This window comes from Prochlorococcus sp. MIT 1342 (assembly GCF_047304495.1).
GTDB classification, from domain to species: domain Bacteria; phylum Cyanobacteriota; class Cyanobacteriia; order PCC-6307; family Cyanobiaceae; genus Prochlorococcus; species Prochlorococcus marinus_D.
Map to the genome: position 1 here is coordinate 2,036,392 of NZ_CP138957.1, position 11,700 is coordinate 2,048,091.

14 protein-coding genes are annotated in these 11,700 nt (G+C 45.9%); 2 read left to right on the forward strand and 12 right to left on the reverse strand.

Annotation, left to right across the window (positions count from 1 at the left end; translation table 11 throughout):
* Positions 1-771: 771 nt before the first annotated feature.
* Positions 772-1,476: a calcium-binding protein gene (locus tag SIB79_RS10490; protein WP_063404754.1), complete on the reverse strand. Its 705-nt coding sequence runs from the start codon at positions 1,474-1,476 to the stop codon at positions 772-774.
* Between the two features lie 529 nt (positions 1,477-2,005).
* On the opposite strand from SIB79_RS10490, the gene SIB79_RS10495 reads away from it, so the two are divergent.
* Entirely contained in the window at positions 2,006-2,368 is a 363-nt protein-coding gene (locus SIB79_RS10495; protein ID WP_063404752.1) for a hypothetical protein, read from the forward strand.
* A 2-nt stretch (positions 2,369-2,370) separates the two neighbouring features.
* On the opposite strand, the gene SIB79_RS10500 is transcribed toward SIB79_RS10495, so the two are convergent.
* From SIB79_RS10500 to SIB79_RS10520, 5 genes are all read right to left on the reverse strand, one after another.
* Positions 2,371-2,577: a hypothetical protein gene (locus SIB79_RS10500; RefSeq protein ID WP_063404750.1), complete on the reverse strand. Its 207-nt coding sequence runs from the start codon at positions 2,575-2,577 to the stop codon at positions 2,371-2,373.
* Positions 2,578-3,027: 450 nt separating this feature from the next.
* A complete protein-coding gene (locus SIB79_RS10505; RefSeq protein ID WP_063404749.1) occupies positions 3,028-3,411 on the reverse strand; it encodes a DUF4189 domain-containing protein in 384 nt (127 codons plus the stop codon).
* A gap of 91 nt (positions 3,412-3,502) precedes the next feature.
* A complete protein-coding gene (locus tag SIB79_RS10510) occupies positions 3,503-3,973 on the reverse strand; it encodes a DUF2628 domain-containing protein (protein WP_063404747.1) in 471 nt (156 codons plus the stop codon).
* 241 nt (positions 3,974-4,214) lie between these two features.
* Positions 4,215-5,789 carry a tyrosine-type recombinase/integrase gene (locus SIB79_RS10515; protein ID WP_063404745.1) on the reverse strand — a complete coding sequence of 525 codons (1,575 nt, stop codon included), beginning with the start codon at positions 5,787-5,789 and terminating at the stop codon, positions 4,215-4,217.
* Between the two features lie 73 nt (positions 5,790-5,862).
* Positions 5,863-6,759: a methylenetetrahydrofolate reductase gene (locus tag SIB79_RS10520; protein ID WP_063404743.1), complete on the reverse strand. Its 897-nt coding sequence runs from the start codon at positions 6,757-6,759 to the stop codon at positions 5,863-5,865.
* A gap of 90 nt (positions 6,760-6,849) precedes the next feature.
* On the opposite strand from SIB79_RS10520, the gene SIB79_RS10525 reads away from it, so the two are divergent.
* Entirely contained in the window at positions 6,850-7,128 is a 279-nt protein-coding gene (locus SIB79_RS10525; RefSeq protein WP_011827256.1) for a helix-turn-helix domain-containing protein, read from the forward strand.
* Between the two features lie 233 nt (positions 7,129-7,361).
* Here the strand turns inward: SIB79_RS10525 and SIB79_RS10530 are convergent, their stop codons facing one another.
* The 6 genes from SIB79_RS10530 to nuoH all read right to left on the reverse strand — a co-directional run bounded on the left by SIB79_RS10530 (position 7,362) and on the right by nuoH (position 11,698).
* Positions 7,362-7,862, reverse strand: coding sequence for a CYTH domain-containing protein (locus tag SIB79_RS10530; RefSeq protein ID WP_063404741.1), 501 nt, complete (start codon positions 7,860-7,862; stop codon positions 7,362-7,364).
* Between the two features lie 5 nt (positions 7,863-7,867).
* On the reverse strand, positions 7,868-8,815 hold the full coding sequence (locus tag SIB79_RS10535; protein ID WP_063404739.1) for an NAD(+) kinase: 948 nt from the start codon (positions 8,813-8,815) through the stop codon (positions 7,868-7,870).
* A 12-nt stretch (positions 8,816-8,827) separates the two neighbouring features.
* Positions 8,828-9,157, reverse strand: coding sequence for an NADH-quinone oxidoreductase subunit NuoK (gene nuoK / locus SIB79_RS10540; RefSeq protein WP_063405376.1), 330 nt, complete (start codon positions 9,155-9,157; stop codon positions 8,828-8,830).
* 39 nt (positions 9,158-9,196) lie between these two features.
* Positions 9,197-9,799 (reverse strand): NADH-quinone oxidoreductase subunit J, encoded by a 603-nt coding sequence (locus SIB79_RS10545; RefSeq protein ID WP_063404737.1) that lies wholly within the window; start codon positions 9,797-9,799, stop codon positions 9,197-9,199.
* Positions 9,796-10,452: an NAD(P)H-quinone oxidoreductase subunit I gene (gene ndhI, locus SIB79_RS10550; protein WP_063404735.1), complete on the reverse strand. Its 657-nt coding sequence runs from the start codon at positions 10,450-10,452 to the stop codon at positions 9,796-9,798. The genes SIB79_RS10545 and ndhI overlap by 4 nt, the downstream gene beginning before the upstream one ends.
* Before the next feature lie 127 nt (positions 10,453-10,579).
* Entirely contained in the window at positions 10,580-11,698 is a 1,119-nt protein-coding gene (gene nuoH / locus SIB79_RS10555) for an NADH-quinone oxidoreductase subunit NuoH (RefSeq protein WP_196757156.1), read from the reverse strand.
* Positions 11,699-11,700: the final 2 nt, after the last annotated feature.

Consider the following 11,700-nt stretch of genomic DNA (forward strand, 5'->3'; position numbering starts at 1 on the left):
GGTGGTTAACGTTTCTCCCTGTATACATCAGTGATCGCTCTTTATCCCTCTATACATGACTGATCGGCCTTTCCCCTGTATAGGGAAGTGATCTGTCTTTTCCCGTGTATATGTCACTCATTAACCTTTCCCGTCTATACATCAGTGATCTGTCTTTCTCCTGTATAGGGAAGTGATGTGTCTTTCTCCTCTATACGGGGGTGATGTGTCTTTATCCCTGTATACGTAAGTGATGTGAGTTTCCCCTGTATAGGTGTGTCATTGGTTCTCCCTCTATACGGTGGTGGTCGAGCTTATACCTGTATAGGTGCGTTACCGCCACATAACCCTGTATAGGTCAGTCATGTGTATCCCCCTCTATACATGTGTCATCTAAATCTCCCTCTATACATCAGTCATTGGTTTTCCCTGTATACGTTTGTCATTAGTTCTCCCTGTATACGTAACTGATGTGGCTTCTCCCTATATACGTCCGTTAGCGCTATTCATGACTGTATAGGGTGGTGCTAAATCTTTTCCTTTATAGCTAGGTTACCAGTACATCCTGTGTATTAGTTGTTATTCAAGAACTCATAGCTCTAAGGCGCTGTGAGGCATCAAAAATTCGCCTAGGTTGAATCCTAAGCAAAGAAGTCTTTAAAGCTGCACAGGCTCTGCTGGGCAACGAATCAGTTTATAATATTAGATAAATAAGTAATCCATCTTTCCAGTAAGTTATTAGTTATTAGAGATAGACAATTATAATTGCTAATAATTTATGACATCTATGCATTAAGCAAAAATATCAAAAATGTCAACTGGTGTAGTCTCAGGTGCATTATAGCTGTACAATTTACCGCCAGTAATTGGTATAGTATCACCAGTGCCGCTGTAATTCAATTTGTAATAGTCAACTATTATAAGATCCCTTGAATAACTGCCAGAATACCAACCACCTACCTGAAGATTGTTTCCAGATCTAATTAGCTGATACCGATACAAACGGTCGGTTGGTATAGAAATATAATCACCTTCGCTCTCACGGAAATCATATATATAGTCCATCCCTTTGGAATAAACAAAGCAATCAGCACCTGCACCGCCATAAAGAAAATCATCACCCGAACCTCCATGAAGCCAGTCATCACCTATATTGCCATATAGTTTATCTCTAGCCATATTACCATAGATCTTATCATTACCCTTGCCACCATATATGACATCATAATCTTTTCCTCCGTAGAGGGTGTCATTGCCGCTGTTACCGTAGATAGTGTCATTACCCTGATTTCCATATAATTGGTCATCTCCTCCCAAACCAGTAATTACATCATTCCCCGATAGACCATAATAAATATCTTTTCCATTCCCACCAGTATAATGATCTTCTCCATATGTACCATAGTATGTTTCTATCCTTCTCGACATCATTGAGTCTTCACCATTGATATCTACAAGTTTTTGGATGGAAAACTCAGATTCCTTTGAATAAGCCACAAATAACTTATAGCAAAATCACATGGTAAATAATACAACTGATTAATTGGGTTTTTTGACTTTAATTAACCTTCGATCCTCTCTTGCAAAATGTTATCGCTTATTGTCCTTTATGAGTAATTAATATTTATTTCTCGATGTATATGGTGATTCTTGAGCTTATGCCTGTATACGTAAGTCATGTCAACTCTGCCCTAAGAGGCCCTGAGAGCTGCGAAAGCACACCCTTGCGATGAATCCCACCTGGATTATCTTTAGAACCGCCACAGGAGCTTCTGGATGTCTATCGTGAGCATGTAGATCATCTGAACAGGGCCCATAGTCAGCTATGGCTCTTGGAATAGTAATGTATTCACTGCTGGCACCCTTCTCGAAGGCCCTCTAACCACGTCCTTGAGCTTGTCTTGACACTTTGTACCCTGAAGTGATTTAGGAGTGATTCTAGACGCCTCTAGAGATCTGTGGTGAACATAACATATAGCTTATCGCGACATGAACAGTTATAGTTGTCATCATTCATTAATGACAAATGACAGAGGACAAGAAACCAGGTTTTCGACGATACAGTGATTATTCGTACCAGTTTAAATATATGGACGATTGGGTAATTGAAAAGCTATCAACGTTAGGAATAAATAAAGATAACCATATGGATTATCGTGTTGATAATTATGATGATAAACCAGGTTTCCTTCGAGAGATGTCTTGGGCTGAACGAGAGAATGAGGTTGTCAACGACATTTATCCAGATAATGATGAACTATTTATGAATGACCAACTCATTGGAGTCTTTTGGATAAACATACGTAAGAATGAGAGCTATCATTTCCAGTTACCTTTTGTTGTTTATCAACTTCCACAAAAAAATACCAGCCTTACGAATGGTAAGTAATATCAGAATAGGAATCCGAATGAAGAAGTAGCAATCAAGACGTATGTCAATGCCTTTTTCTCCTCCTGTAGAGCTTGAATCAACTTAGCTTTACTAGAGAGCTGATCATCTTGCAGCGAGATAAATTCTTTAGCTGCTTCGATAATGGCTGCTTTAGTAGATGCTTCGTTAATTACTTGCTTAGGTGAATCGGTCTGTGTTGATGACATGTTGTGTTTAAACGGCTTCCTCAGTAGAAGCCAACGCCATTAGTTGGTGGTGAACCAATAGACGAGCTGACTCCTAATGGCAGTTATTGATTAATTTGAAATGCTTTAGTGAAGGCTAGAGGGTCTCGATAGCCTGACCACGCACATAATAGCACAAGAGAACGCTCGGGGCGCCTATAATGATGCAAATCTTCATGGTAAACACCAGAAAACCTGCATTTCTGCGTGCCATTAGGTGTATTAGCTGGGAGTTGCAGTTGTGAGTGTGATTTAATTGCTAAACAGTTCAACCTTTATATCTTGTTTCTTAGTTTTACCAAATGGTAGAGCCGTCAGTTCTTCTGCTCTTTCCCTGACGTCCAGCATTTCATAATATTTAAGTAAAACATTGGCATCATGGCCACAAAACTCCATCTATAATTGCCTGCTGCTAAATTAAAGACAAATTACCTACTTGAGCTCAGGGTCTTCATAAGCATCCTCGCAGGCAGCAATTCTCCTTACACAAGCTATATTCTTTTTTTTACATGCTTTGTAAGCCTTCTTGTTGGCTTCTGCCCGGCTGTTGCCCCAGCTTGCTCCCCATCCATATTTACCACTTCTAGGTGAGACATACAGTGAGCTACAGCGAGTTGACCAAATAGCGTATTTACATCCTATTCCCCATCTCGACCTACATTGTTTCCGAGCTTTTTTTAACGCCTCTTCCTTTGTCTCTTGTCCATATGATGCACCTACTACATTGTTCTTGGGTGCAAAGTAGATTGCATTGTAACCAGCAAGTGCAGAGCCGTGACTCGATGCAAGGATAACTAACAATAGCAGAGCTTTCATTATCAAAAATATATTATATCTATTTTAATTGAATTATCAAATTCATGCAACATCGATACCTAGAGCGTGTTGGCTGGGAAGATCTAGCAAGCTATAATTCGGCAATTGAATCGATTATCGCCGAAGGCAACCCACACAAAAAGGTTAAAATTATTCCAAGAAAAATTGATATTAAGATTGGAATCTCTTTAATATCTTTTTTGTTCGCAAGATAACGAAGATAAGGATAATAAAAGCCGTACATTACTCCAATCCCAACTTGTGATCCTGTATAAACATCTGACGAAAGATTAAGTTTTAATGAAACAAGAGAAATTGCGGTAAGGAGAATACCATTAATGTAGAAATAACTCCATTCCCGTATTTGAGTGCAAACAGCGAATGGAAAGAAGAATCCTATCCATGAAAATCCTGTAGGAGAATTAAATCCACCTACAGGTTTGGACTTGCCTTCTGATGTTTTTAAAAGAGGAAAGCCAAATTTTTTCTCAAGAGTATAGCCTTCATCTATCAGCCCTTGAATTTTGTCTAAACGCTTCTGCATCTGCAGGCTAGTTGACATGAATTGAATTATTAAACATCTTCCTAATTTTCACATTCTCAAACGCATATTACATTCTTACTTAATATATATTATTCCGCCGGATAGAAAATAATCAATCTTTCGCTTTAATATTTGCCCGTAAATCTCAAGAGAGCCAATATTATAAATATTGAGGATATCTGTAGAGCTCAAGATGTGCTTAATAGCCAAGAGTTGGAATGAGTCCTGATTCTATTTTGTTGTTTTGTCCATTGAGATTCTATCTTAATACTTTTCCTGCCATGTAATTAATATCCTCTTCCTCTATAACCTCAGGCTTATTTAGGATAAATCCAGCTTTCTTGATATGGTCTTGCGCTTTGGTGATCAAATCTGCTTGTTGCTCAACCTCGATATGTCCATAGGTTTGTTCAATCTTCTGAATTGATGTGCCCATTTGTTTGGCCAATAAGTGTATTGGTACATCTCCGTATCTCAACCGCCAACAAGCGTACTGATGGCGAAAGCTATATAAAGTTATTGATTTACCTTCTCGATCTAACTCCTCCTGTAGACCACTAGCCTTGAGTACTTCATTCAGTCTGCAAGCAAATACCTCTCTTGAATAAGGTTTGCGTTCTTCTACTTCACCTCTAATCCTTTGATAGCTAATGAAAAGAACATCAGTTGGTTCATGAGTAATTCCCAACTTTCTATATGAATCAAGTACTCTTTCAATTCTTTTCTTCACTGGCGCTACGCAAACTCTTGCTCTACCTGTCTTTGAATTCTCCTTACATACCTTCATCAGCAAGTCTGTTTCTCTTCTCTTTGTATCCCAATTTGGATTATCAGTTATCTCATGCATCCTGATTCCGAGAAGTTCCTTTGGCCGAAATCCAACATTGGACAAAATAAATATGAACTCCTTCCAAATCTTTCTTATCTCAAGTTGTTCTGCTGTACGCTCAGGATTGTGCTTCTTAGTGACATATGTAAATTGTATATATCTCCATAGCCTTTCGTACTGTTCTTCTGTGAAGATATCACGTTTATAGCCCTCCTCCTTCTGTGTTTTTATAAAATCTATTTCTGGCACCTGAGATGCACTGATATATTTATCTCTTACAGCTAATTCTTTATACATTCGCTTAATTTCACTGATATTGCTATTAATTAGCTGAAGGTTCCTTGGTTTATTCTTGTATGCACGCTTGGGTTTGTTCTTTAGATAAGTTCCAAAATCTCTTGTTCTATGCGGTTCTATCCTGTCAATAGCTGTATTTAACAGGCCAAGAGAATCAATATACTCTTTCCAATGCCTTACATGCTGGAAGATTACCTTGTATCTACCCTCCGTAATGCCTTCATGCGGGATATTAGTAATTTGTGCTTTGACTTTCTCATCCCACAGCTGAATAAGCTCAATAGTATTAATTGATTTTAGCCTTTCTCCTCTATCAATCTTACCTTTAATCTCAACATAGAGCAGTCTGGCTCTTGTGATGGCTTGGGTCTTATCAGTAGTTTTTAAAGCTCTTCGGACAGGTTTATGTGACTTACTGTCCCAGAGACTGAAATACCAATTCTTTCGTACGTGATCTGCTCGTGTATAGATGAAAGCCTCATGATCTTCGTAGATCAAAGTTTTATCAATATAATAAGAGTCCGATATCGTCTCTTTTTTCTTATTACTCCTAATTTTTTTGGCATGATCAATTGCTTCTAATGCAATTTGCAGGTCACCAGCGTCATATCCAGCGTTTTGTAGAACGGCCTCCAGCAAGTGGAGTGCATCCTCTTTTCGGGGAAGCTCTAGGGATTTTGATCCATGAATTACTTGGTCAGGACTCATTCGGGGATGAATCAGGGACGTCCCCAAATCTTAGCGCAGTTCTCAAGATTAGTTGGTATGACTGAATTTAATACTACGGATCCATCAATTTCTTTATCCCAGCCTGATCCAGAATCTCGGGGATGCACTCTTCTGCTTTCACGGCCATCAGATGGACGCCCTGGGCAAGAGACAAGTAACTCCTGACCTGCTCAGCAGCAATAGCGATCCCCTCAGCCATTGGATCAGATGCTTGCTCCAGCCGAGCCACAAGTGATTCAGGAATGCATGCTCCAGGCACAACCCTATTAATGAAGCTTGCATTACGAGCTGATTTCAGCAAAAACACCCCAGCAAGCACAGGCAACCCAAGGGGATTGGCCACCTCATTGCAAAAGTGTTCAAGCACAGCGGGTTTCATCACCATCTGAGTCTGAAGAAAGCGAGCGCCGGCCTCCTTCTTTCGTTCGAGGCGACGCCGCAGACCACTCAAGCTCTGGCAATTGGGATCGGCAGCGGCCCCAGCAAACAAAGCAGTCGCTCCATCAGGGAGTAATCCCGAAACAGGGTCATCAGCACGGTTGAAGGCAGCGACCTGATGCAGCAATTTCACCGACTCGTAGTCATGAACAGGTCTCGCCTCAGGTTGATCACCAACCCGAACCGGATCACCTGTAAGGCAGAGCACGTTGCGAATACCCAGAGCATGAGCTCCAAGTAAATCTGATTGAAGGGCGATCCGATTGCGATCACGGCAAGCGAGCTGCAAAATCGGTTCAAGCCCCTCATCTAACAGCAACCGGCAGAGAGCAAGGCTGCTCATCCGCATCACTGCTCGGCTGCCATCAGTCACATTGATGGCATGAACAAAACCTTTCAAACCTTGAGCCATCATCAAGGAATGAACAGGATCTGCACCACGAGGAGGCATGACCTCAGCAGTGATCGTCACCGCTCCGGCCTCGATGGAGCGCTGCAAGGCTGAACTCAAATCACGATGTCCTTCACTTACTCACCAACTATGAGGGATCGCTTGCCCAAAGTCTGCGTAAGATGAACGGAGATAATCAATGGGGAGGAAATGGCCACAGGCAAAATCCCCAGTTCCGTTCATATCTCACTCTCTTCAAGGGAAATGGAAATCATTGACCTTGTCGCCGACGGGCTAACCAACCAAGAAATCGCTGAAAAGCTAACCATCAGCAAGCGAACTGTCGACAATCATGTCAGCAACATGTTCACCAAAACAGGCTCAAAAAATCGTGTAGCCCTTCTGAACTGGGCCATGGATCACGGCAAGATCTGCCGCGATGGTTTCAATTGTTGCTCCTTGCCAGACGACTCCGACTCTGACTCCTAAACCCAAGCACAGCGGGCTCTGGGATGGGCATCAAAGAACATCCTTCGGACTCGAGATCAAACAACTCAACATAGGCCATACAAGCCTCACGATCCCGGCATGTAAAGCGGAGGATGCCATCGGTATCGTACAAACCAAACACAAGTTGCCTTCCCGCAGCCTCTGCTGCCCGAACAACCAGCTCCCTCGACCGGAACTGTTAAGAGATTATAAAGGCCCTTGGGGCGCTTTGGTCAAGCCAGGCCGTAATCTCGGCGCCTCTGATCGGACCATTGCTGAATAGGAGTGCGGGCCAAAGCGGCATTGTTCCACTCAGATTCACCAGTCACCTCCTGCCAACACCACGCGGGAATCTCTAGCCGATCCTCCGCAGAGACAAGCTCCACCTCCGCTAGCACAAGAGGAGCATTCGCTCCTTCAAAGCAATCGACCACCCAATCACCACCTTTAAGGCTTAGTTCATAACGTGTCTTGATCAGACGATCAGGCGCCAAACCCCAGAGAGCCTCTGCATCAACTAGAGGGATCCGGTATTCGAACTCATGGCGAGCAATACCCTCAGCAGGAGCCTTGAGGGTGAGCCAAGCCTGCTCCATCGCCATGATTCTCATCCTGACAGTGAACCCTTGAGAAGACCCGGCCAGGTAACCCTGACGCAAAGGCAAGGCCGGTCCTGCGAAAGCTCGCCACTCTTCTCCCACAACCAAAAACCTCCGTTCGATCTCGAGGCCCATGAGCTTCAGCTGGGAGATGGTTGATTGTTGAGCAGACTTCCCGCCCAATGCAGCTTGTGCGTGAGAGTTCTGTAATAAGAGGGGCTCTGTTCAAGAACCACCATCAATGCATGGTGCCGAGCCCTCTGAACAACACAACACTCGCCTGGTTCAAGCAGGGCACCACTCGCCCCATCTTTCCAGAGCTTCACCCGGCGAGTGTTTTCTCCCAGAAGCCCAATCACGAGCCGTGAAGCTGGAGGCACGATGACAGGACGACTAGAGAGACTCATCGGACAAATTGGACTCACGATGATGGCATCAATGCCAGGGTGAAGAATCGGCCCTCCAGACGCCATCGAGTAGCCGGTAGACCCTGTGGGTGTCGCCAAGATCAAACCATCGCCACGGTAATGATCCACCACCTCACCATCGATCTCTAGTTCAAGGGTGCAGGTAGGCGACACATCATCGCGATAAGGACGCATATAAAAATCATTCAGGGCCCAGTGCGGTGCCTTAGTCCCATTCAAATCCTGGAGCGAAGCAGTAGGTCGAGCAGTTCGTTCAGCAGGGGAGCGGCTGTCCACTGCAGCCTGCAACATCATCCTGCGCTCCAAAGCAAAGTTGTCCTGCAACAATCGCTGCCATAGCTGACCGCCATCAAGTAAACAGCGTTCATGCGTCAGAAAACCTAGATGCCCGCCGACGTTGAAACTAAGGATTGGTACATCATGAACGGCAAGATGACGAGCCGCACCGAGCACCGTGCCATCGCCCCCAAGCACAACAGCCAAATCAGGCAGGCCGGCTTCTGAGGCCAATAAATCGGGGAAAGGGTTGGCCGTCACTCCACTCTTGGCCATCACCACTTTCACTCCAAGCGCTTGGAGCTCGTCAACACAACAACAGGCTTCACGATGCGCAGAATGACTTCCCGCCCGATAGATCACCCAGACCAAATCGAGACGCATGCCTGGGTCTCCTTACCAGCGCAGCAGATTGAAGCGCTCCATATCCACAGTGGCGCGATTGCGATACAAGGAAAGGAGGATCGCAAGACCCACAGCTGCCTCTGCAGCAGCAACAGTAATCACAAACACCGCAAAGACCTGACCGCGGATCAGATCACCATCAATATATGAAGAGAATGCCATCAGATTGATATTCACCGCATTGAGCATCAGCTCAATGCTCATCAAAACCCGAACAGCATTGCGGCTATTGATCAGCCCCCACACGCCGATACAGAAAAGCATCGCTGCAAGCAAGAGATAGGCCTGAAGAGGAACAAGACCGGACGAGGACTCGAGCATGGGTTCAATCAGGGGAAAAAACAAAGTGTCCTGAACTGATCAGGGCGTGGACTTATCTACAAGCAACGGGGTTTGAGCCTTCTCGATCAGACCCTGATTGACAGCATCACCTGTACCAACATCAGTCTCCAGCACATCTCTGCGGGCCAACACAATTGCACCGATCATGGCCATCAGTAGAAGCACAGACGCCAGCTCAAAAGGCAAAAGGTAGTCAGTAAATAGGTGTTCACCAATTCGCTCAGTAGCCCCTACTCCAATCGCTGCGGGGCCTGGCACTGCCCAAGGGGTGGTGATCACCACACGAAAGAAAAGAACAAACAACCCTGCAGAAACTCCACCAGAGAGCAGCCTTCGAATAGGCAATCCCTCGATCGGCTTCAAATCTTCTCGCTTGTTGACCAGCATGATCGCGAAGAGAATCAGCACGTTGACTGCACCCACATAAACCAGCACCTGTGCTGCTGCAACAAAACTGGCATTGAGGAGCAGATAGAGACCAGCCACAGCCATAAATACGCCACCAAGCAAAAAGGCGGAGTAGACGATATTGCCCAGCAAGACGACACCAAGACTGCCGAGAACCACCACGGCGCCTAGAACCAGGAAACAGATTAATTCTGTGGAAGTAGCAATCGTCATCCGCTGGGCTGTTCTTGATCAGAAGCATCCTGCAACGATTCTCCCTCATCCCCTTGAACAGACTCTTGTTGCAAGCTCAGACTCTTGAGCGCCTCTGCCGGGAGCTGTCCGGCTCGAGGTTGATTGGCAGGGACATCATGGGGATCCATCACCCCTTTAGGCAGATAGGCCAGCTCTCGTAAAGGCTGCACAGATGGGTCTGTCGTCACACTGGTTGGCAAACGACCCAATGCAACATTGTCGTAGTTGAGGCTATGTCGATCGTACGCAGCCAGCTCATATTCCTCTGTCATCGATAAGCAATTGGTAGGGCAGTACTCCACACAGTTGCCACAAAAGATACAGACACCGAAATCAATAGAATAATTGCGCAGCTCCTTTTTCTTCGTCTCCTTATTCATCACCCAGTCCACAACAGGCAGGTTGATGGGACAAACCCTGACGCAAACCTCACAAGCAATGCATTTATCAAACTCGTAGTGGATACGACCGCGATAACGCTCTGAGGGGATGAGCTTCTCGTATGGATACTGCACCGTGATCGGACGCCGGCGCAGGTGATCGAATGTGACCGCAAGGCCCTGGATCAGATAGTTCGCTGCATCCGCAGCGTCGCGGGTGTAGTCAGCAACTTTTTTGAGGAACCCGAACATGCGAAAGGAACCTCTAAGAGGCCCACTAGGAGCATTCCAGAAATCCTACAAGCTTTTTAACCAGGATAAGTAAAAGTGCTTAGTCCTCCCGGAACGAGATCCAGCGCCTTCAAGCGCTTTGGCTGCATCAACCACCAAAGGCAACAGGAAAAGCCAACTTAAGAGCAGCGGTAATCAGCAGATTTCCAAGCGCGATCGGCAAAAGAAACTTCCAGCCCAAATCAAGCAATTGATCAATACGTACTCGTGGAGTAGTCCAGCGCAACAAGATGGCTAAGAACACCAGTAGATAAGCCTTCAGCACTGTCATCACAATGCCAACGGAGCCAGTGATCACCTGCACCAAGGGAGCATCAACCGACTGACCAAGCCAACCAGCGAGCCATTCCACCGGGATGGGGAAGCCCCATCCGCCTAGGTAGAGCACTGCGACCAACAAGGACGAAAGCACAAGGTTGATGTAACTACCGAGATAAAACAGGGCAAACTTCATCCCTGCGTACTCGGTCTGATAACCCGCCACCAGCTCTTCCTCCGCTTCAGGGAGATCGAAAGGAAGTCGTTCGCACTCGGCCAGCGCACAGATCCAAAAGATCAAAAAGCCCACAGGCTGCCGCCACACATTCCAGCTCAGCAAGCCAGCACCATTTTGTTGGGCAACAATGTCGACCGTGCTGAGCGAATTGCTCATCATCACCACTGCCAGAACAGCCAAGGCAAGAGGGATTTCGTAACTGATCGATTGAGCTGCAGCCCTCAGCCCACCCAAGAGTGAGTACTTGTTATTGGAGGCATAGCCACTCATCAATAGGCCAATGGGCTGAATGCTGCTGAGAGAGATCCAGAGGAAAATCCCTATCCCCACATTGCTGATCAGCAGATTTTGACCAAAGGGCACGATCAACCAGGAGAGGATCACAGGCACAAGCACCAGGACCGGACCAAGAGTGAACAGCAGGCCATCCGCCCTGACAGGGATCACGTCTTCCTTCACCAGCAACTTCAAGCCATCGGCCATCGGCTGCAACACGCCGAGAGCTCCTGCGTATTCCGGTCCGATCCGCTGCTGAACAGCCGCCGAAATCTTCCGCTCCAGCCACACGGTGACCAAAACGCCCACCATCGCCGCGGTCAACACCAACAGCATCGGCAGCGGCAGCCAAATGAGATGGGCCATCTGAGGGGAAAGCCCCAGCCCTTGTAATGACTGACTAAAGCTCAACTCCAGATCAAGGCCAGAACTCACCA

What these genes read in the sequence shown, in the direction of transcription:
- SIB79_RS10500 (WP_063404750.1), bottom strand. Translation starts at nt 2,577, where the DNA reads ATGTCATCAACACAGACCGATTCACCTAAGCAAGTAATTAACGAAGCA.
- SIB79_RS10515 (WP_063404745.1), bottom strand. Translation starts at nt 5,789, where the DNA reads ATGAGTCCTGACCAAGTAATTCATGGATCAAAATCCCTAGAGCTTCCC.
- SIB79_RS10530 (WP_063404741.1), bottom strand. Translation starts at nt 7,862, where the DNA reads ATGGGCCTCGAGATCGAACGGAGGTTTTTGGTTGTGGGAGAAGAGTGG.
- ndhI (WP_063404735.1), bottom strand. Translation starts at nt 10,452, where the DNA reads ATGTTCGGGTTCCTCAAAAAAGTTGCTGACTACACCCGCGACGCTGCG.
- SIB79_RS10505 (WP_063404749.1), bottom strand. Translation starts at nt 3,411, where the DNA reads ATGAAAGCTCTGCTATTGTTAGTTATCCTTGCATCGAGTCACGGCTCT.
- SIB79_RS10545 (WP_063404737.1), bottom strand. Translation starts at nt 9,799, where the DNA reads ATGACGATTGCTACTTCCACAGAATTAATCTGTTTCCTGGTTCTAGGC.
- nuoK (WP_063405376.1), bottom strand. Translation starts at nt 9,157, where the DNA reads ATGCTCGAGTCCTCGTCCGGTCTTGTTCCTCTTCAGGCCTATCTCTTG.
- SIB79_RS10525 (WP_011827256.1), top strand. Translation starts at nt 6,850, where the DNA reads ATGGCCACAGGCAAAATCCCCAGTTCCGTTCATATCTCACTCTCTTCA.
- SIB79_RS10510 (WP_063404747.1), bottom strand. Translation starts at nt 3,973, where the DNA reads ATGTCAACTAGCCTGCAGATGCAGAAGCGTTTAGACAAAATTCAAGGG.
- SIB79_RS10495 (WP_063404752.1), top strand. Translation starts at nt 2,006, where the DNA reads ATGACAGAGGACAAGAAACCAGGTTTTCGACGATACAGTGATTATTCG.
- SIB79_RS10535 (WP_063404739.1), bottom strand. Translation starts at nt 8,815, where the DNA reads ATGCGTCTCGATTTGGTCTGGGTGATCTATCGGGCGGGAAGTCATTCT.